This window comes from Klenkia sp. AC732 (assembly GCF_979256525.1).
Window position 1 is genome coordinate 1 of record NZ_CEEDOS010000005.1, and the last position, 19,360, is coordinate 19,360.

The following is a 19,360-nucleotide window of genomic DNA, read 5'->3' on the forward strand; positions in this document are numbered from 1 at the left end:
GCCCCGGCCCTGGCTGCCGCGCCGGTCACCCGGCCGGCTCCCCACTCCCCCCGCCGACCGGTCGCCGCCCTCGCGACGGCAGCGGTGGCCCTCGTCGTCGCGGCCGGCACGCTGGCGGTGCTGACCGACCACGGTGGCCGGCGCGACGACCGGGGCCGGGACGAGGGCCGCCCCGCAGCGGCGGCCACGACCCGGACTGTGCCGACGACCGCGTCCTCGACACCGACCACCACGCGCGCACCGCTCACCGCCGCGGCGGCCGGTGACCTGGCCTCGACCAGCGTCGACCCCGGCCGGGACGGTTTCACCGCCCGGGCCGCGTTCGAGGGCATCGTGCTGGAGCCCCGCGCAGTGGGCGCGACCGTCAGCTACCCGCGTCTGGACGTCAGCAGCGACGGCACCACGGGGGTCGCCCACCTGGAGCTCACGACCTGGAACTGCATCACCGCCACTCCCCCGGTGGACCCGGCGGCGGCCGGCTGCACGGCGTCGCTCACCGAGTACGCCGACCTGCCCACCCCCGCGCTGCAGCTGCGCGAGGTGGCGGGCGAGTTCGAGCTCAGCGGTGACTTCGAGACCTACACCCGACCCAACGGGTCCTCGCCGGTGTACACCGGGCGCAGCTACCCCATCACCGTGGAGGCCGGACCCGACGGCCGCGCGGAGGACGGGACGGCGCCGCTGGTGGGCGACCTGGAGCTGGGCACGTCGACCGCCGTTACGACGGCCGACCGGACGGCGAACACGGTCACCGCCGGCGGCTGAGGCCCGCCGAGGAGGCGGTCAGCGACACCAGGGGCCGCCCCGGGGCCTCATCGAGCCCGCCGACCTCCGTCCAGCCCCACCAGGGACGGCGGCCGTCGGGCCCCAGGAGGGTGAGCAGGCCGGCCACGACCCGGTCGCCGTCGCGGACGACGGCGTGCTCCAGGAGCCCGATGGCCGCGTGCGTCCTGACCAGCGCCCGCAGCACCGGCCGGGACCCGCCCGCGGGACGGTGGTCGAGGAAGTCCGGCAACCACTGCTCCAGGGCAGCCGCGTCGCAGGACCGCTGGACCTCACCGACGTCGTCCAGTTCGTCATGCAGGGCCCGGCTGCGGACGGTGGCGAAGGAGGCCCCGGTCCCCAGCCGGGCGGCGAGGGCGGCTGCGGTGGGGTCGCCGAGGGGCAGTCCGGTCAACGCCAGCCGCCAGGGACCGCGGATCGTCGCCACCTCGGCCACCACGGCTGCGGCCAGCTGCCCTGCCGTGTCGGGGTCCGCCGCCAGCAGCCGCCGGGGCGGCCCGCCAGGGGGCGGTGGGGCGGTGCCGTCCCCTAGCAGCCGGACCTCGGTGGTCGCCCCGCGGCGCCGCAACGACAGCAGGGCCGCCCCGGAGGGACGGCCCTGGTGGTGCGCCTCGACGACGACCGCGCGCAGCTGGGGCCGGACGAGACCGACCCGCGTGGCGTTCACCGCGGCGGTGAGCCACGGTCCCCGGGCGGTGGCCGGGGTGCAGAGCTGGGACATCAGCGGAGCGGCGGCACGGATCTCCCGCACCACGCGTGCTCGCCCGACGGCGACCCGGCTGGACACACCCGGGAGTCGACCACACGCCGTCGGGCTGCCTGCAGGACCCCGGGGCGCACGCAGCGTGACCGACGGGGCAGGCAGGCCGTCTCAGACGGCGCGGCGGCGCAACCGGCGGCGCTCACGCTCGGACAGGCCGCCCCAGATGCCGAAGCGCTCGTCCTTGCCCAGGGCGTACTCCAGGCACTCGAGCTTGACCTCGCACCCGGTGCAGATCTTCTTGGCCTCGCGGGTCGATCCGCCCTTCTCCGGGAAGAACGCCTCGGGGTCGGTCTCGGCGCACAGGGCGCGCTCCTGCCAGCCCTGCTCGTCCTCCTCCAGACCGGCGGACCAGTCCAGTGCCGACAGCCCGGCCGTGCCCTGACCGAAGCCCGACCCGGAGGTCGGCGCCGCCTGGACACCGTGCTGCTGCTTGTACTCGCTCAACCACGACACCTCTGCCATGACGATGCGTCCCCTCTCGCCTTCGTCACGGTGCGTTACTTTCCGGGCCGATCCCGGGGTGCTGCACCTGGTGACAACGAGGGAATTACACGCGTGTCGTTGTGCTGGGGTCAAGTCGGTCCGGTGTAACGCGGAGTACCACGAGTCACAGGCGTCACGGAGGGTCTCGACAGGGTCACGAAAGCCCAGGACACGCCGCACCCCTGCACAACTTCTGCCGTCGGTACCCCGGGAGTTGGTGCAGATCATTCCCGCCAGAATCCGGTGGGGACCACGGGTCTTGCCATCGGGCACCCTGGTGTGCATGCGGATCGTGGTGGTGGCCGGCGGCGTCGGCGGGGCGCGCTTCCTCCGCGGCGTCCTCGCCGCGGAGCCCGGTGCCGAGGTCACCGCCGTGGTCAACACCGGCGACGACGTCACGATGCACGGCCTGCGGGTCTGTCCCGACCTGGACACCGTGATGTACACGCTCGGTGACGGGATCGACCCCGACCGGGGCTGGGGCCGGCGCGACGAGACCTGGACCGTGAAGAGCGAACTCGCCGCTTACGGGGCCGAGCCGACCTGGTTCGGACTCGGTGACCGCGACCTCGCGACGCACCTCGTGCGCACCCGGATGCTCGACGCCGGTTACCCCCTGTCGCAGGTGACCGCGGCCCTCGCCGAGCGGTGGCAGCCCGGGGTGACCCTGCTGCCGATGTCCGACCAGCGGGTGGAGACCCACGTCGTGGTCACCGACCCCGACACGGGACGCCCGCAGGCCATCCACTTCCAGGAGTGGTGGGTCCGCCACCGCGCCGCCCTCGACGCCTCGGCCTTCGTGCAGGTGGGCGTCGACGAGGCCCGCCCCGCGCCGGGCGTCCTGGAGGCCTTCGCCGCCGCGGACGCCGTCCTGCTCGCCCCGTCCAACCCCGTCGTGTCCGTGGGCACCGTGCTGGGGGTGCCCGGCCTGCGGGAGGGGCTGCTCGCCTCCCCCGCGCGTGTCGTCGGGCTCTCGCCGATCGTGGGCGGCGACGTCGTCCGCGGGATGGCCGACCGCTGCCTGCCCGTCGTGGGGGTCGAGGTCAGCGCCGAGGGCGTCGGCCGGCACTACGGCTCCCGGGCGGACGGCGGCCTGCTCGACGCGTGGCTGGTGCACGAGACCGACCGCGCCGACGTGCCCGGTGTCGACGTCCGCGCGGTCCCGCTGCTCATGGACTCCCCCGAGGCGACCGCGGCCATGGCCCGGGCCGCGCTCGACGCGGCCGGAGTCTGAGCCCAACGGTGTCTGAGCCCACCGGTGTCTGAGCCCACCGGCATCCGGGTCCTCCCGGTCCACGGGCTGCCCGAGTTCGCACCCGGCGACGACCTGGCCGGTGCGCTGGCCACGGCCGCGCCCTGGCTGGCCGACGGGGACGTCGTCGTCGTCACCTCCAAGGTCGTCTCCAAGGTCGAGGGCGCGCTCGTCCGGGTGCCGCCGGGCGCGGACCGGGAGGCGGTCCGCCAGGCGGCCATCGACGAGCAGACCGTGCGGGTCGTCGCCCGGCGGGGACCGCTGAAGATCGTGGAGACCCGGCAGGGCTGGGTCGTGGCAGCGGCCGGCATCGACGCCTCCAACGTGGCCACCGACCTGCTCGTGCTGCTGCCAGCCGACGCCGACGCCTCGGCCCGGGCGCTGCGGGCGGCCCTGCGGGAGCGGCTGGGCGTGACCGTGGGGGTCGTCGTCAGCGACACCTTCGGCCGCACCTGGCGGGACGGTCTCACCGACGTCGCCGTCGGCTCGGCCGGGCTCCCCGCACTGGTCGACCACCGGGGCGCGGTCGACGCGTACGGCAACCGGCTGGAGACCACCCAGGTCGCCCTGGTCGACGAGCTGGCCTCGGCGGCGGACCTGGTGAAGGGCAAGCTCGCCGGGGTGCCGGTGGCGGTCGTCCGCGGTCTCGACGTCGCCGAGCCGGCTCACGACGACGGGACCCGGCCGCTGGTGCGCCTGGGCCCCGGCGACCTCTTCGCGTACGGCACGCGCGACCTGGTGGCCTCCCGGGTGCCCGCTCCCGACCTGGTCCCCCGCGACGGCGCGACGCAGGCCGTCGCGACCGCCTTCCGCGTCGCCTCGGCGGCGCTGCCGGAGTTCCCGGTCGTCTTCTCCTACGGCGGCGCGGACGACGGCGTGGTCGACGTGCACCTCACCGACACGGTGACGACGACGACCGCGCTGTCCCTGGGCGCCCTGGTGGGGGCCGCCCTGGTGCACCTGCAGGCGGAGGGATGGGCCACCCGGTGGGAGCCGGTGGGGTCGCCGGGCGGCTCGTCGCTGGTGGGCCGGCTCTGGCTGGGGTCCCGAGCGGGCTGACCGGGGCGACCGGCAGGATGGGGGCATGGAGATCCGTGAGCTGAAGGTGCCCGACAGCTACGTGCTGGACCTGACCCCGCACGGCGACAGCCGCGGCCGTTTCACCGAGTGGTACCGGGCCGACGTGCTCAGCGAGGCCACCGGCTTCGGTCTGACCCTGGCCCAGGCCAACCACTCCGTCTCCGCCCGGGGCGTCTTGCGCGGCGTGCACTTCGCCCTCGTGCCGCCCGGCCAGGCCAAGTACGTCTACTGCCCCAGCGGCAAGATCCTCGACGTCATCGTGGACATCCGGGTGGACTCCCCCACGTTCGGCGCCGTCGACGCCGTGGAGCTCGACAGCGAGGACCCGAAGGCCGTGTACCTGTCCGAGGGCCTCGGGCACGCCTTCGTGTCGCTCGCGGACAACAGCTCGGTCACCTACCTGGTGTCCAGCGGCTACTCCCCCGGCCGGGAGTTCGGCATCAACCCGATGGACCCCGACCTGGGGCTGCCCTGGCCCACCGACGTCGAGTTCGAGCTGTCCGCCAAGGACACCTCCGCCCCGACCCTGGCCGAGGCCCGGGAGCAGGGGCTGCTGCCGACGATGGCGCAGTGCACGGCGCGGTACGACGAGCTGCGGGCTCAGTACCGCCGGTAGTCCGTCGGGGCCATCCGTGGCCCGCGCTTGGGTGGCCGGCTGCCCCCGATCTCCAGCAGCCGGACCACCCGCTGCCGGTGGCCGCGCCAGGGCTCCAGCAGCTCGAGCATGCCGGCGTCGTCGGTCTTGCGGCCGGCCAGTGACCAGCCGACCAGGTTCTTCAGGTGGTAGTCGCCCACGCTGACCTGGTCCGGGCAGCCGATCGCCCGCTGGGCCACCTCCGCCGCCGTCCACACGCCGATGCCGGGCACCGACCGCAGCCGGCGCCGCAGGTCCTCGCAGTCGGTGTGGTCGTCGCACTCCAGCCGGGAGGCGACGCCGGCCACCGCCAGCAGGGCCCGACGGCGCGCGCCGTCCAGGCCACACCGGTGCCACTCCCAGTCGGTGACCGCCCGCACCCGCTCGGCCGAAGGCACCACCCGCATGCCGGCGGGGGCCGGTCCGGACGCCGGCTCACCTGCCAGCAGCAGGAGCTGCCTCCAGGTGCGGTGCGCCTCGATGCCGGTGACCTTCTGTTCCAGCACCCCGGGCACGAGCGCGTCCCAGACCCGGCCGGTACCGCCGATCCGCAACCAGGGCGAGCTCCGGTGCAGCCGCTCGACCAGCGGGTGAAGGGCCGCCCGGAAGTCCTCGGGCCGGTCGTCAGCGCCCAACCACCGGGGGACGACACCCAGGGCCCAGTCGGCCCCCGGCCCCCACGCCTGGGCGTGCACCTCGCCGCCCCGGACGACGATCCGGACGGTCGCGGCGCCGGTGGGTGTGCTGGTCGTGCGCCACACCGCCCCGTCGGGGGCGTACTGCAACGTGGGGTCACTCGTCCCCCGACGGTGGGGGGAGAGCGCACGGCGGACGTCCAGGGGCCAGTCCGGCCGCCAGGACGACTCAAGCGGGGTCTCCACCGTCGCGGTCACGACACAGCCCTCCCCTCAGCACCAGCCCGGCCGGGTGGCACCGGCCGCCCCGACGAGGGTAGGCCCGCGTTCAGCTGTAGCGGCCGGGGAAGCGCTCGTCCGCCGCGGCGAGCAGCTGCTTCACACGCTCGGCGTCGCCCACCGGGCACACCATGGTGACGTCAGCGGTGTGCACCACGACGCTGTCCCGGACGCCGACCAGGGCCACCAGGTGGTCGGGGTCGTCGGACAGGACGACGTTCCCGCTGCTGTCCATCGCCACGACCAGCCCGCGGACTGCGTTGCCCGCCTCGTCGGTGTCGAGCGTGCCGGCCAACGCGACCCACGACCCGACGTCGAGCCACTCCACGTCGAGGTCGACGACCAGCACCCGACCAGGCTCGGCCGCCGCCGGCTCCAGGAGCGCGTAGTCGATGCTGATCTTGGGCAGGGTGGGGAAGACCTCCGCCAGCACCGCCTCGCGATCATCGGCGGCCACGATTCGCCGGAGCCCGTCGGCACTGTCCGGCAGGTGCTCGGCCAGGGCATCCAGGACCGTCTGGGCGCGCCAGACGAACATGCCGGAGTTCCAGACGTACTCCCCCGAGGCGAGGTACCCCTCGGCAGTGGCCCGGTCGGGCTTCTCCCGGAAGGAGGCGGCCTCAGCGGCGCCGGCGACCTCGATCGGGGCGCCCTTCTGGACGTAGCCGAACCCGGTCGCCGGCGAGGTCGGGGTGATGCCCAGCGTGACCAGCGAGCGGGGGCGCACGGCGAGGCAGTCGTAGGCCGTCCGCAGCGCGTCGGCGAACCGTTCTACCGGGCGGATCACGTGGTCGGCGGATACGACCGCGAGCTCGGCGTCGGGGTCGACGTCGGCGACCAGCGCGGCCGCCAGCCCGACGGCGTTGGCCGTGTCTCGCGCGACGGGCTCGAGGATCAACCGGTCGGCCCCGAGCTCGGGCAGCGCCTCCCGCACCATGTCGCCGTAGCGAGCCGCCGTACACACCCAGATCTGCTCTGTCGGCAGCACGGCCTGCAGTCGGGTGAACGCCTCGGCGAGCAGGCTGTGCGCCCCGCCGTCGTCCTCGGCGACGACGTCGAGCAGCTGCTTGGGTCGGGCGGAACGGGACAGCGGCCACAACCGCGTTCCGGACCCACCGGCCATGATCACTGCGTGCCTCACGGGGTCAGCTCCTCGGTGACGGTACGACGGAACCGGGCGCCAGCGGCCACGCGACCGCTGGCGTAGGACACCAGCATCCGGGCCCCCAGCCCGGCCCGGAGCGCTGCGCGCAACGGGGCCTGCCGACGGCGCGGGTACTGGCCGGACAAGTACCGCAGGGCACTGGTGTGGTGGACGCGCTGCATCCGGTGGGGCTCGCGGCGGGTCGAGTGGCCACCCTCGTGGACGACGCCCGCAGAGGGGGCGTACACGTGGAGGTAGCCGGCAGCACCCAGACGCTCGGCCAGGTCCACGTCCTCGAAGTACATGAAGTAGCCGGGATCGAAGCCGCCCACAGCGTGGAAGGCCTCGAGGTCGACCAGGAAGCAGGACCCGGACAGCCAGCCTGCTGGCCGTTCCCGGGGAGCCTCCCGCTCTCGTCGGTAGCGGGTCGTCCAGGGGTTGGACGGCCATGCCCAGCCGACGAGGGCATGGCCGGCCCCGGTCGACAACCGGGGCAGGTCCCGCGCCGAGGGGTACAGCTCTGCCGTGGGCGTCCGGATCGCCGGACCGACCGTGGCGGCCCGCGGCCACCGAGCGGCGACGTCGAGCAGTTCGTCGATGCTGCCGGGATCGAAGACGATGTCGGGGTTGGCCACGAGCGCCCAACCCCGGCGGACGTCGGCCAGACCGGCGTTGGCTGCGGGCCCGTAACCGACGTTGCCGCCGACGCGCAGCAGCCGGACGTCGGGGGCCTGCGCAGCGTTCTCGGGCGCCCCGTCCGTGGAGCCGTTGTCGGCCAACACCACGTCCAACGGCCGTCCGGTCGCAGCCCGCAGGCTGTCCACGAACGACCCCAGGGAGTCCCCGGGAGAGTAGGTGACGACGACGACCCGGAGGAGACCGCTCATGCCGAGGCCGCCCGGTACGTCGCGAGGTGCACCCGGGCGCAGGCGTCCCAGGTGAACAGCGCGGCCCGGGCGCGCCCGGCCTCTCGGAGCCGGGCGAGGCGGTCGGGGTCGGCCAGCAGCGCGCGCAGAGCGGTCTCGAGGGAGTCCACATCCGGGTCGCTGTAGGCGACCGCGTCGCCGCCGACCTCGGGCAGGGACAGCAGCGGTGTGGTCAACACGGCAGCACCGCTGGCCATCGCCTCGAGCACCGGCAGCCCGAACCCCTCGCCCAGGCTCGGGTACACGACGAGTTCCGCACCGCCGAGGAACGCGGCGAGCAGGTCCAGGGGCAGGTATCCGGGCTGGAGGAGGTCGTGGGACGCCGGCACTGTTGCCACTGCGGCGTCGATGGCCTCGTCCCACCCACGCCCGCCCCCCAGCACCAGCGGGGGCGGCCGCTCCAGTCGGGCCCAGGCCTCGATCAGCGCAGGCACGTTCTTCCGAGGCTCCAGCGTGCCGAGGAAGGCGAGGTAACGGTCGGGTACGCCCAGGGCTGCGCGCAGGCGAGCGGTCTCGCCATCGGTGGGTACGTGGAACCGGTCGGCGTCCACCCCCAGGTGCGCGACGTCCACCCGCTCCTCGTCGGCACCGGCGACCCGGACCAGCTCGGCCCGGGTGGCCGCCGACGGCGTCACGCAGCGACGGGCGCGACGGAGCGCGAGCCGGGTCCAGGACCGGAAGAAGCGCGCCTTCACGGGCAGGTGGACGTGCGGCAGGGTGAAGAAGGTGGCGTCGTGCAGGGTCACCACCACTGGCACAGGGCTGAGCAGCGGCAGGGTGTAGTGCGGGCTGTGTACGACATCGGCGCGCACCCGACGGGCCAGCAGCGGCAGGCCGACCTGCTCCCACGCGAGCCGCACCGGGCGCCGGGACACCGCGGCGGGCGCGGCGTGCACCTCGGCGTCCGGGACCAGCTCCCGGTACACCGCCACGTCGCCGGCCTGGGCGACCACGACCAGCTCGACGCCCAGGCGGGACAGGGCCGGCAGCAGTTCGTCCACGTACCTGCCCACCCCGCCACGGTCGGCGGGCACAGCGGTCGCGTCGAGCAGGACGCGAGGGGCCTCGGGCAGGGCGGACTCCAGGGGTGTGGCGGCGGGAACCCGAGCCTACGGATGCCCGGCTCCGAACGGGCGGCAGCCGGCCGCGGATAGGCTGGCCGCATGCGTGGGATCATCCTGGCCGGTGGAAGCGGTACCCGGCTCTACCCGATCACGAAGGGCATCAGCAAGCAGCTGATGCCCATCTACGACAAGCCGATGGTGTACTACCCGCTCGGCCTGCTGATGAACGCCGGGATCCACGAGGTCCTGATCATCACGACACCCGATGACCAGTCGCAGTTCCAGCGCCTGCTGGGGGACGGTTCCGACATCGGGATCGAGATCACCTACGCCGTCCAGCCGCGACCCGAGGGGCTCGCGCAGGCCTTCGTCATCGGTGCGGACTTCATCGGGGACCAACCGGTGGCCCTGGTGCTCGGCGACAACATCTTCTACGGAACCGGCCTGGGCAAGAACCTCCGGGCAAACACCGAACCCGTCGGCGGGCACGTCTTCGCCTACCACGTGGCGAACCCCGAGGACTACGGCGTCGTCGAGTTCGGACGCGACGGCAAGGTGATCTCCATCGAGGAGAAGCCGACCGAGCCCAAGAGCAGCTACGCCGTGCCCGGCCTCTACTTCTACGACAACCGGGTGGTCGAGATCGCCCGGCACATCCAACCGAGCAGCCGGGGCGAGCTGGAGATCACCGCGATCAACGACGAGTACCTCCGTCTGGGCGAACTGACCGTGACGGTGCTGGAGCGCGGGACGGCCTGGCTGGACACCGGGACACACGCCTCGATGATGCAGGCGGCCGAGTTCGTCCGGGTCGTCGAGGAACGCCAGGGCTGGAAGATCGGCTGCATCGAGGAGATCGCCTGGCGGCGGGGCTTCATCGACGACGAGCAACTCGTGGCACTGGCTGCGCCGCTGAAGAAGAGCGGGTACGGCGAGTACCTGCTCCGCCTGCTCGATGACCGCTGAGCACCCGGGTCACGACAGCAGCCGCTCGTAGACCTCCGTGAGCTCCCGCGCCGTACGAGTCCAGCTGTAGCGGGGGGCCCGTGCCGAACCGCGGGCCACCAGCCCCGCCCGGGTGGACGGGTCCTCGATGGCCGCCAAGGCCTCGGCCAGGGCTCCGGGGTCACCGATCGGGCACCGGAGAGTGGCGTCGCCCCCGACCTCGGCCAGCGCCGGGTCGTCCGAGGTCACCACGGGAACGCCGGCAGCCATCGCCTCCAGCACGGGGAGCCCGAACCCCTCCGCGCGGCTCGGCACCACCAGAGCGTGTGCCCGGTGCAGCACCACGGCGAGGTCGGGGTCACTCAGCCGCCCCAGCGCGAGCAGTCGTGCCGGGGCCAGCCCCTCGGCCCGGGCGAGCGAGACCAGATCGACACCACCCCAGCCAGGTTGACCCACGACGACCAGGGGGAGCCCAGGCGCCCGACGGTCCCCGAGCGCCGAGATGAGGACGTCGAGTCCCTTGCGTGGTTCCAGGGTGGCCAGGCTGAGCAGGTAGCGGTCGGGGAGGCCCAAGCGTGCGGCCCGCTCCTGATGGTCGCCAGGCAGCACCAGCCGCCCCGAGACCCCCTCTCCGATGACCGTCATGCGACGGAGTCCGGTCGCTCGTCCCAGGGCGACCTCGACCGCCCGGGTGGGCACCACCACCGCGTCGGCAACCTCGGCCGCCCGCTCCGCCATGGCACGGTGCCATCGCACACCGCGCGCGGTGAGGGTCTCCGGGTGCGTCCAGGGCACCGCGTCGTGGACCGTCACGACCAGCGGACGGCGACCCCGCGGGGGGAACGCCAACGTCGGGGCGTGGACGACGTCCACGCCCCGCGGTCGGGGCCCCCTGCCCAGTTCCCAGGATGCGACGAGGGGACGACGCCCCAGGGCGAGCCGGTGGGGCCCGGCGACCCCGGGGACCCGCGCCGCTCCTACGTCCCGGTGCCATGCCGTCCAGCCCGAGACGACGATCGCCGGTGAGGAGGCGGCCAACGCCGCGGCCACTTCGTGGGCGTAACGGCCGGTGCCTCCCGGGACGGGCGAGAGGACCTGCTCCAAGACGACACCGACACGCATGACAGGAGCCTAGGAGGGCGGACGAGGACCGGCGACCGTCACCCCGACGGCACCACCGTGCACGTCAGGAGGCCGCCCACACTCCCACTTCCCGCAACGGGGACCCCGTAGACGCAGACCCGGTGGACGCCGGGCGACGCCGGGAAGGTCCCGTCGAGGCCGTGCCTAGCCCCGGCACCACGGTAGCCGTCGGCGACGTCGACCCGCACGGCATCTGCCGTGAGCACGGCTGTCCCGACCCCGTCCACGTAGACGTGCACGGTTGCCGGCGCTGCCGGGGCCTCGGTGTCCAACAGCCAACCGGCGACCCGCAGCACGCCCGGCCCCCCGCTCACCTCGTCGACCGAACCGACCAGGCCCGCCGCGAGATCCACGACCCTGCACCCGAGCAGCACGTTCCCACCCCGGCTGCCCGGTGCGTTGATGCCGTAGGCGCAGATCGTGTGACGTCCACCCGCCACCGGGACCGTGATCCCGAACCCGTGGCCGGGTCCGGCCGCGGGGAAGGCCGCGCCGATGTCCGGTCGGTCGACGGACGCGCGGCCGATGCCGGCGCCTCGCCCGTCGACGTACACGTGCACGTCGAGGACGGACCTCGGCGAGTCCGCATCGAGGGTCCACCCGGACAGGGTGACCTCACGCAACCCGCTCACCGCGGCGAGGTCCAGGATGCCCACCGCCCCGAACTGGGGCGTCACCTGTCGGCAGCCCACCTGCGGGTTGGAGACCCCGGGACCGACGTTGATGGCGTAGAGACACAACACGTGCGGGCCCTCCCCGACCTGCACGTCGATGTCGAAGCCGTGCGCCGCCCCTGCAGTCGGGAAGACCGAGGCCACGTCGGTCCTGGTCCGGCCGGCTGTCGTGAGAGCGACGCCCACGCCGTCCACGTAGGCGTGCACCGCGAGCGCGTCGGTCGGCTGGTCTGGGTCGAAGGCCCACCCCGACGTCCGGAAGACACCGGGCGAGGTCTCGACGATCGCGTCCAGCGCACCGACCGGGTCGCGGGAACTGCCCGGTGGAGGGACGTGACCGCCGGGGAAGAGGCGGTACACGACACCGGTCAGGGTCTCGCCACCGTGGGCGTAGGAGAGACCCTGGCTGTACTGGGACAGCGCGACGACCACGAAACGCTGGGTCGACCCGACGACGCCTGTGGTGTGCAGCCGTCGCAATCCCTCTTGGCAGCACATCCACCCCTGCTTGGCGCCCCACGCGCCTCCCGGGAACCCCGAAGGGATGCCGAAGTCCTGCCGGAATCCGTCGGCACCGTTGGTGCTGGACCGGTTCAGCAGGGAGACCAGGTACGAGCGGTCGTCGGGGTGCAGGCCACCGTCCAGCACCCCGTCGTAGAACCTCGCGATGTCGTGTGCGGTGATGATGAACATGCCCCAGTAGCCCGGGGTCGGCGGTGCACCGATCTCCGACAGTCCGTACTTGGCGGCAACCGACGCGACGATCCCGACGCTGCCGTACCGGGAGTAGAGGCTGGACATGGCAGCGTCGTCCGAGGCGATGACCATGGACTCGAGCAACTCCCGGTCTCGCACCGGGAGGACGAACTCACCACGCCGCTGCCGGTCGAGCAGGTTCTCGGCGACCAGCACCTTCACGACGGACGCAGAGCGCATCGGTGTGTGTGCAGCCGCGTTCTCCTCCCACTGTCCCGTCTCCCGGTCCAGGACGACGATGCCGACGTCCTCGGAGCGCCCCGCGGCGTACTGCGAGGCGGTCCGGACGTTCGACGCCTGGTCGAAGGGCGCGGACGCCGCAGCCCCCGTGGCCCCAGCAGTGAACAGATACCCCAGCACGCCGGCCACGAGGGAGGCCAGCAGCAGGGGGACGACAGCACGGCCACGGCCGATCACGCGCACACCCCGGTCAACCGCATCGTCCCCGTCTGCTCGGACGTACCCGCCTCGACGAGGTCCGCGGTCACCGAGAACTCGGCCCCGGTGACCGTGACCTGGGGCGAACGCAACTGCTGGCGCACCTCGATGCCCGGGGCGGACAAGGTGGAGGTCACCCCCGAGGCGTCGAAGACGAGGTCGAGGCTCGAGCCGTCTGCCAGAGCAGCGGTCAGGGCCACGGGGCCGCCCGTCCGGGGACAGGAGCCAACGGCAGAGACGTCGGACAGGGTGACGAGCCCGCTGACCACGATGTCGGCCCTACCGGTCAAGGCAGTGGCCGGCAGACCACCGACCAGGGCGGCCACCTCAGCAGCACCGGGGTCCACCGGCAGTGGCGTCAGCACCTCGTCACCGGGCAGCGCAGTGGCAAGTGGGGCACCCCCGGGGTCCGCGGCCGAGCTCGAGCCCGCACCCGAGGGGGTTGTCGCGCCGACCCCGGCCGTTGACCCTGCACCCGCGTCCACGTCTCCGGTGCAGGCGGCGACTGCACACCAGACCGCAGCGAAGGAGATGATCCGACCCAGCACAGTCCGCATAGGCGCAGAGTGCACACCTCGGCACGCAGAGTCAACGAGGCTGGGCGGAGCGGGCACGTAGCCTGCGCAGGTGACCTCGAGACCACCCACGGCCGACTCCGTCGTCGTCACCGTGGTCGTGGTCACCTGGCAGGGCGCCCACCTGCTCCCGGCGTGCTTGGAGTCCCTCCGCCAGCAGGACACCCCCCATCGCGTCCTGGTCGTCGACAACGCCTCGACGGACGACACAGCCACCCTGCTGGCCCGTGACCACCCGGAGGCAGAGGTCCTCACCCTCCCCACCAACACCGGCTTCGCCGGGGGTGTCCAGGCGGCCCTGCCGCGGGTCCGCACCCCCTACACCGCCCTGCTCAACAACGACGCCGTCGCGGCGCCCGACTGGCTGAGGGCCCTCGTCGCCCACCTCGATCGCTCACCCCACGTGGCTGCCGTCACCTCGCGCATGCTGTTGGCCCGCCGTGACCCACCTGTTCTGAACAACACCGGCGTGCTCCTACGACCCGACGGATACGGGGCCGACAGAGGCCTCGGGGAGGCCCCGGAGGCCTACGCCTCCAGCGGGCCGGTCTTCGGGTTCAGTGGGGGTGCGGCGCTGCTGCGCACCGGTGCGCTCCGGACGGTCGGGGGGTTCCCAGCCCCGTACTTCCTCTACTACGAAGACACCGACACCTCGTGGCGACTGCGCAATGCCGGGTGGGAGATCACCTACGAACCCGCCGCCGTGGTCCACCACGAGCACTCGGCGACGTCGGACCAGACGTCGCCGGCGTTCGCCTTCTACAACGAGCGCAACCGACTGCTCATGCACGTCCGCTGCGCACACCCGGCCGGCGCGCTGGCGGTCTGGTTCCGCTTCCTGCTCACCACGGGCTCCCTGCTCGGCCGACGACTGCTCGGCCAACCCGCACCACGAGCCCACCAGCAGCGGTGGTCGACCCGCTGGCGGGTCCTGCGTTCCGCTACCGGGCTGTTGCCCTGGGCCCTCCGATCGCGCGCAGCCCGACCGTCGAGGTGACGGTCGGGCTGCGTCGGATCAGCGCTTGGACCGGAGGTTCCCGCTGACCAACCGTCCCGCACGGGCCCGGACCTTCCCGGCCAACAGGCGGGGTCCGCCCTCCTTCAGGTAGGTGCCGATGAGAGCGGCGTCCCCCCGGAGTCCCTGCCACGGGGGCGGCACCACGTCGACTGCTCCGGAGGTCCGCAGCACCGCGCCGTTGTCGACGAGGTCGTCGGCCCGTCGGGGGTCGCGGCAGTAGGCCACCAGCGGCGCCAGGACCTGGCTCCACCGGTACTCCGGAACGATGCGGGCGAGCTCCGTCTCACAGGCACGGATCGCGTCCCCGTCCGTCAAGAGAGTGACGAGAGCGGCCGCCAGGGCATCGACATCGGCCGCCGGGACCGTGCGGCCGAGGCCACGCTGTTCGACCAGGGTGGCCAGTGAGTCACCCTGAGTGCAGACGATGGGGAGCGACGTCCACATGTAGTCGAGGATGCGGGTGCGGAAGGAGAAGGCGGTCTCGACGTGGTCGAGGTGGGTGCTCACCCCGACGTCACTCTCCAGCAGGAAGTTCTGCCGCTCCTCGTAGGGCACCCACTCGTAGTTGAAGACCACCGTGCTGCCCAACAGGCCCAGGGACTCTGCGAGGTCCCTCGCCTGGGTGGCCATCCGCATCTCGGGGACCGCGGGGTTGGGGTGCTTGACGCCCATGAACAGCAGCTTGGCCTCGGGCACCTGCTCCCGGACCAGGGCCATCGCCTGGATGAGGGTCAGCGGGTCGAACCAGTTGTAGATCCCCCCGCCCCAGAGGACGACCTTGTCGTCCTCACCGATGCCGGGGATGACGCCCTTGACGGCCCGCTTCGTCGCGACCGGCGGGGCGTCCTCCACTCCGAAGGGGACCACCGAGATCAGGGACCCCAAGGTCTCGTCTCGGTCGTAGACGGAGGGGTTCACCCGCCCCAACGCGGCCATCTGACCGAGCCAGAAGTCACGCTGCTTCTCCGACGCACACAGGAAGAAGTCACCCCGCAGGATCTGCTCGTTGAGCACGGCCGTCGCCGACTGCACGACGTCGCGCCGACGCTCCTCCCCCAGGTCCCGCGCCTGCTCCAGCTGCTCGAGGTGGAACGGGTCGTACATGTCCACCACGATCGGCTTACGACTGGTCCGCAGCACCGGGTACTCGTGCATGAGGTAGCCCTGGAAGACGATGACGTCGGCCCAGGCCTCCAGTTCCGCCATCCGGCGCTGGGAGTCCACCCGGGTGGTCTGGAAGTCCGACCTGTCCAGGCTGTTCAACGAGGTCGTGGCGAGCACGACCTCGTGTTCCTTCGCCAGCGCCTTGGAGATCTGCAGGGCCCGGATGGCCGGGCCGGCCATCCGGGCGGCCAGGGTGTCGCCGGTCAGGACGAGGATCCGCCGACGCCCACGGAAGACCTCGGCCACGTCGAAGACCCGCGCTGCTGTCTCGTGGTCGTCGACGAAGGCCCGGTCGGGGATGTTCGGCTGCAGGGGGCGGCCGAACATGCGGACGATCTCACCGTCGCTGCACACGCGCCCCGCCTGGATCTCGGCGCGCGAGACGGCCAGCGACCCGAGGGACTTCATGAAGGCGTCCACCGCGTAGGCCGAGGCGAGCACCGTCTTGTGCACATCCGTCGTGGCCGGCTCCGCGGGCACGGGGGTGGTCTGCTCGAGGTCGAGCATGGCGGTGTCCGCCTCCCCCAGCAGCACCCCACGACGCACCGCGAGTCCGATGGCAGGCGCCAGCAGCCGAGCGAGGTTCTCGTCATCGTAGTTCTTGTAGATCATCATCAACGCGTTGCGCTCGAGCAGGAACTGCTCACGCCAGGCCCCGAGCTTGGACATGGACGCGTGGTGGCGGTGGTACACGACGGCGGTCGGCACGTACCGGACACGGAAGCCGGCCAGCCACAGACGCCACCCGAGGTCCACGTCCTCGAAGAACATGAAGAAGCGCTCGTCGAAGCCACCGAGCTGCTCGAAGGCGGTCCGCCGCACGACCAGGGCCGACCCGGTGCCGAACAAGACGTCCTTGGCCTCGTCGAACCCCCCGTCGTCCGGGGCCCCCACGTGGAGCTTGAACCCCTGCCCGTACCAGGAGAGGGCGCTGTCGACGAAGTCGACGCGCTCCCCTTCCCAGTCGAGCACCTTGGCGGCCACAGCACCCACGGTGGGATCCGCTCGCAGGACCCTGGTCGCCTCCCGGAGGAAGGCAGCCTCGGGGCGGGCGTCGTTGTTGATGAACGCGAGGTACTCGGTCTCCGCCCCCTGGGCACCGAGGTTGCAGCCACCGGCGAAGCCGAGGTTGCGCTTGGCCGCGACGACGTCGACCCACGGAGCCGCGACCTTGATCCGCGCCACGTCGTCACCGCCACTCGCGTTGTCGACGACGACGACGCGCACGGCGTCCTGGGGCCAGTCGAGTCCCTTGAGCCCCGCGAGGCAGGCGATGGTGTCGTCGGCCCCCTTGTAGTTGACGACGATGACCGTGACGGCCGGCTGGTCGAGGCTCACCCGAGCTTCCCCCTGGTGGTTCGCTTGACGAGAGCTCGCAGACTCGTGTCTGCGAGCTTCTGGTTGAGATCGACGATCTGGTTCTCCAGCGCCTCGTTGCGCTCCCGTAGCTGGATCAGGTGGGCATCGCGGTCGACGACGACCCGCTGAGCGACCACCAACTCCTCGCGAGCCCGTTCCGCTGCCGCTCGGGCCTCCGCGATCTCGGCAGCGTGGGGGGTCAACCGCCTCGACAGGATCGCGCCACCGATGGCGGCGAGGGCGGCGGTGGCCTCAGCGCCCCCCTGGGGGCTCTTGCACGACTCAGCGGCCCGCGCCAGCTCATCGGGACTGCGGGTCCTCGACGCCGCGAAGACCCGGCGGTAGGCAGGCTCGCAGTTGTCGAAGGGGGCCACCGTCTGGTTGTAGAAGGCGTGCAGCTCGGGCAGCTCCGGTAGACCGGTTGCGAGGAGCTCGTGGTGGAACACCATGCCCAGGAGCCAGCGGGGTAGGTAGCCGCTGCCGAAGGAGGCCACCGACCACCCGTCGGAGCCGAGCGCTGCGGCCGTCTCCTCGGCCACGGGCAGGCCGTTGTCCGCGTGCTCCTGCAGGGTCCCGAACACCTCGCCGAAACGCGCCGTCACGAACGACTGGAGGGCCGCCTCGGCCAGAGCGACGTCCTGGGTCGCGTGCGGGGCACTGAGGACGACGACGTCCTTGCTGACCCGCTTGACCTCGGACAGGAAGGCAGCGCGGTGCTGCGGGAAGATGTGCTCGAGCGTGTCCAGGGCCACCACGACGTCGAAGGTCTCGTCGGCGTACGGCAGGGCAGCGCCATCGGCGACCGTGAAGCGTCCCTCGTGCACCCCGAACCGATCCGTGAAGAAGAGATCGGCATCGGCGAAGAAGACCTCGGAGAAACCGGGCGAGGCGCCCATCTCCAGCGTCCGCCCCCGCTCCACCCCCAGGGCCGCGATCAGCTGAGCTGCTCCGGTGTACCGCTGGAACTGGTCGAAGGGCAGCCGCAGGGGGTCGTTCTCCCTCGGCTCCGCCGAATCGTTCGTCATGCTGTCTCCGTCGTGTCTGCGTGCTGGGTCTGCCAGGTCCCTCCGAGGGACACGACACCGAACTGGTCCCTCGGCTCCCCCGGGGTGACGTCGAACCGCAGGACCTTCTCACGGTGGTCGAAGGCGTGGACGAGGCTGTGGTCGTAGGCCGCCACGGTCAGGTCGTAGGTGCCCGGCGTGAGCATCAACCTCGGGACCCGCAGGTCCACGTGCCCCTCCCCCGACAGCACCCCCAACGACAGGTCGCCGTCCCGCGTGTTCGGCCCGGTGACGTGCTGCCCGTCCAGGGTGTGCAGGGCGATCCCGAAGACCGGCTCGGTCACCGGCTCGGTCGTGGCGTAGTGCAAGCGGATGACGACCTCTTCCCCGGTGGCCACACGGGTGACGTGCTCCCCGCCGTGCACGACCTCGGCAGCCACCACGCGCAGCTCGCCGGAGCCCCAGCGCGATCCGCCACCTTCGGCCGGGTCGTCCTCGCGATCCTCGTGCGAGGCACCGACGTAGTCGTCCACCAGGTCGGAGGGACGGCCGACGCCGACCAGCTTCCCGTGGTCGAGCCACGCGACCTCGTCGCACATGGTCCGCATCGTGCCGAGCGCGTGGGAGACGATGACGATGGTCCGGCCCTGGTCGCGGAAGTCCTTGAACTTCTCCATGCACTTGCGCTGGAAGGCCTCGTCCCCCACGGCGAGCACCTCGTCGACCATCAGGATCTCGGGGTCGACGTTGATCGCGACCGAGAACCCGAGGCGCACGTACATCCCCGAGCTGTAGTTCTTGACCGGGGTGTCGATGAAGGTCTCGAGCCCGGCGAAGTCGACGATCTCGTCGAACTGGCTGTCGATCTGCTTGCGCGACATCCCGAGGATGGAGCCGTTCAGGTACACGTTGTCCCGCCCCGACAGCTCGGGGTGGAAGCCGGCCCCGAGCTCCAGGAGGGCTGAGATCTTCCCGTGGGTCGCGAGGCGCCCCTCGTCCGGGACCAGGATCCCCGCCATGCACTTGAGCATCGTGGACTTGCCGGACCCGTTGTGACCGATGAGGCCGTAGGTCTTGCCGGTGGGCACGGACAAGGAGACGTCCCGGAGGGCCCAGAACTCGTCGAACTTCGCGCGGCGTCCGCGCATGAACGCGGCTTTGAGCGACTGGTTGCGCTCGTGGTAGAGCCGGAAGCGCTTGGAGACGCCTTCTGTGGTGACGGCGACGTCAGCCATCGGCGC

General features: G+C 72.3%; 18 protein-coding genes and 1 pseudogene. 6 read left to right on the top strand and 13 right to left on the bottom strand.

Features of this window, described 5'->3' with window-relative positions; translation table 11 throughout:
* The coding region (locus tag AC0IVP_RS03350; protein WP_471754545.1) for a hypothetical protein at positions 1–765 on the top strand (765 nt) is incomplete at its 5' end.
* Here AC0IVP_RS03350 and AC0IVP_RS03355 read toward each other — a convergent pair.
* Both AC0IVP_RS03355 and AC0IVP_RS03360 read right to left on the bottom strand, forming a co-directional pair.
* Complete coding sequence (locus AC0IVP_RS03355) at positions 749–1,534, bottom strand: GNAT family N-acetyltransferase (RefSeq protein WP_471754547.1); 786 nt, start codon at positions 1,532–1,534, stop codon at positions 749–751. The genes AC0IVP_RS03350 and AC0IVP_RS03355 overlap by 17 nt on opposite strands.
* Before the next feature lie 120 nt (positions 1,535–1,654).
* Entirely contained in the window at positions 1,655–1,912 is a 258-nt protein-coding gene (locus AC0IVP_RS03360) for a WhiB family transcriptional regulator (RefSeq protein ID WP_200938699.1), read from the bottom strand.
* Positions 1,913–2,312: 400 nt separating this feature from the next.
* On the opposite strand from AC0IVP_RS03360, the gene cofD reads away from it, so the two are divergent.
* Genes cofD through AC0IVP_RS03375 form a run of 3 tightly spaced genes read left to right on the top strand, consistent with a single transcriptional unit; the run spans position 2,313 to position 4,977 of the window.
* Positions 2,313–3,263 (top strand): 2-phospho-L-lactate transferase, encoded by a 951-nt coding sequence (gene cofD, locus AC0IVP_RS03365; protein ID WP_471754549.1) that lies wholly within the window; start codon positions 2,313–2,315, stop codon positions 3,261–3,263.
* Between the two features lie 24 nt (positions 3,264–3,287).
* A complete protein-coding gene (locus AC0IVP_RS03370; protein WP_471754551.1) occupies positions 3,288–4,340 on the top strand; it encodes a coenzyme F420-0:L-glutamate ligase in 1,053 nt (350 codons plus the stop codon).
* Between the two features lie 25 nt (positions 4,341–4,365).
* Entirely contained in the window at positions 4,366–4,977 is a 612-nt protein-coding gene (locus AC0IVP_RS03375; protein ID WP_471754553.1) for a dTDP-4-dehydrorhamnose 3,5-epimerase family protein, read from the top strand.
* Here the strand turns inward: AC0IVP_RS03375 and AC0IVP_RS03380 are convergent.
* From AC0IVP_RS03380 to AC0IVP_RS03395, 4 genes are all read right to left on the bottom strand, one after another.
* Positions 4,962–5,888 (bottom strand): DNA-3-methyladenine glycosylase family protein, encoded by a 927-nt coding sequence (locus AC0IVP_RS03380; RefSeq protein ID WP_471754555.1) that lies wholly within the window; start codon positions 5,886–5,888, stop codon positions 4,962–4,964. The genes AC0IVP_RS03375 and AC0IVP_RS03380 overlap by 16 nt on opposite strands.
* Positions 5,889–5,958: 70 nt before the next feature.
* Positions 5,959–7,050, bottom strand: a complete 1,092-nt coding sequence (locus AC0IVP_RS03385) for a mannose-1-phosphate guanylyltransferase (RefSeq protein WP_471754557.1) — start codon at positions 7,048–7,050, stop codon at positions 5,959–5,961.
* Complete coding sequence (locus tag AC0IVP_RS03390) at positions 7,047–7,940, bottom strand: glycosyltransferase family 2 protein (RefSeq protein ID WP_471754559.1); 894 nt, start codon at positions 7,938–7,940, stop codon at positions 7,047–7,049. Before AC0IVP_RS03390 ends, AC0IVP_RS03385 begins: the two co-directional genes overlap by 4 nt.
* On the bottom strand, positions 7,937–8,992 hold the full coding sequence (locus AC0IVP_RS03395; protein WP_471754561.1) for a glycosyltransferase family 4 protein: 1,056 nt from the start codon (positions 8,990–8,992) through the stop codon (positions 7,937–7,939). The genes AC0IVP_RS03390 and AC0IVP_RS03395 overlap by 4 nt, the downstream gene beginning before the upstream one ends.
* 150 nt (positions 8,993–9,142) lie before the next feature.
* On the opposite strand from AC0IVP_RS03395, the gene rfbA reads away from it, so the two are divergent.
* Positions 9,143–10,009 carry a glucose-1-phosphate thymidylyltransferase RfbA gene (rfbA, locus tag AC0IVP_RS03400; RefSeq protein WP_471754563.1) on the top strand — a complete coding sequence of 289 codons (867 nt, stop codon included), beginning with the start codon at positions 9,143–9,145 and terminating at the stop codon, positions 10,007–10,009.
* A gap of 9 nt (positions 10,010–10,018) precedes the next feature.
* Here the strand turns inward: rfbA and AC0IVP_RS03405 are convergent, their stop codons facing one another.
* The 4 genes and pseudogenes from AC0IVP_RS03405 to AC0IVP_RS03420 all read right to left on the bottom strand — a co-directional run bounded on the left by AC0IVP_RS03405 (position 10,019) and on the right by AC0IVP_RS03420 (position 13,364).
* Positions 10,019–10,561, bottom strand: coding sequence for a glycosyltransferase (locus AC0IVP_RS03405; RefSeq protein WP_471754711.1), 543 nt, complete (start codon positions 10,559–10,561; stop codon positions 10,019–10,021).
* A 60-nt stretch (positions 10,562–10,621) separates the two neighbouring features.
* Positions 10,622–11,110, bottom strand: a pseudogene (locus AC0IVP_RS03410) (glycosyltransferase); the annotation flags it as partial.
* 38 nt (positions 11,111–11,148) lie between these two features.
* The gene (locus tag AC0IVP_RS03415) at positions 11,149–12,978 is read right to left on the bottom strand and encodes a serine hydrolase (RefSeq protein ID WP_471754565.1); all 1,830 of its coding nucleotides are present in this window, start codon (positions 12,976–12,978) and stop codon (positions 11,149–11,151) included.
* The gene (locus tag AC0IVP_RS03420) at positions 12,975–13,364 is read right to left on the bottom strand and encodes a hypothetical protein (RefSeq protein ID WP_471754567.1); all 390 of its coding nucleotides are present in this window, start codon (positions 13,362–13,364) and stop codon (positions 12,975–12,977) included. Before AC0IVP_RS03420 ends, AC0IVP_RS03415 begins: the two co-directional genes overlap by 4 nt.
* A gap of 262 nt (positions 13,365–13,626) precedes the next feature.
* On the opposite strand from AC0IVP_RS03420, the gene AC0IVP_RS03425 reads away from it, so the two are divergent.
* Entirely contained in the window at positions 13,627–14,571 is a 945-nt protein-coding gene (locus AC0IVP_RS03425; RefSeq protein WP_471754569.1) for a glycosyltransferase family 2 protein, read from the top strand.
* Positions 14,572–14,589: 18 nt separating this feature from the next.
* Here the strand turns inward: AC0IVP_RS03425 and AC0IVP_RS03430 are convergent, their stop codons facing one another.
* From AC0IVP_RS03430 to AC0IVP_RS03440, 3 genes are read right to left on the bottom strand one after another with little or no spacing between them, the layout of a single operon-like run.
* On the bottom strand, positions 14,590–17,094 hold the full coding sequence (locus AC0IVP_RS03430; RefSeq protein WP_471754571.1) for a glycosyltransferase: 2,505 nt from the start codon (positions 17,092–17,094) through the stop codon (positions 14,590–14,592).
* On the bottom strand, positions 17,091–18,140 hold the full coding sequence (locus AC0IVP_RS03435; RefSeq protein WP_471754573.1) for a class I SAM-dependent methyltransferase: 1,050 nt from the start codon (positions 18,138–18,140) through the stop codon (positions 17,091–17,093). The genes AC0IVP_RS03430 and AC0IVP_RS03435 overlap by 4 nt, the downstream gene beginning before the upstream one ends.
* Positions 18,137–19,354 (bottom strand): ABC transporter ATP-binding protein, encoded by a 1,218-nt coding sequence (locus tag AC0IVP_RS03440; protein WP_471754575.1) that lies wholly within the window; start codon positions 19,352–19,354, stop codon positions 18,137–18,139. The genes AC0IVP_RS03435 and AC0IVP_RS03440 overlap by 4 nt, the downstream gene beginning before the upstream one ends.
* Positions 19,355–19,360 lie beyond the last annotated feature (6 nt).

Bases quoted from the DNA above. Each gene is read 5' to 3' on its own strand.
- AC0IVP_RS03440 (WP_471754575.1), bottom strand. From the start codon at position 19,354: ATGGCTGACGTCGCCGTCACCACAGAAGGCGTCTCCAAGCGCTTCCGG.
- AC0IVP_RS03435 (WP_471754573.1), bottom strand. From the start codon at position 18,140: ATGACGAACGATTCGGCGGAGCCGAGGGAGAACGACCCCCTGCGGCTG.
- rfbA (WP_471754563.1), top strand. From the start codon at position 9,143: ATGCGTGGGATCATCCTGGCCGGTGGAAGCGGTACCCGGCTCTACCCG.
- AC0IVP_RS03390 (WP_471754559.1), bottom strand. From the start codon at position 7,940: ATGAGCGGTCTCCTCCGGGTCGTCGTCGTCACCTACTCTCCCGGGGAC.
- AC0IVP_RS03375 (WP_471754553.1), top strand. From the start codon at position 4,366: ATGGAGATCCGTGAGCTGAAGGTGCCCGACAGCTACGTGCTGGACCTG.
- cofD (WP_471754549.1), top strand. From the start codon at position 2,313: ATGCGGATCGTGGTGGTGGCCGGCGGCGTCGGCGGGGCGCGCTTCCTC.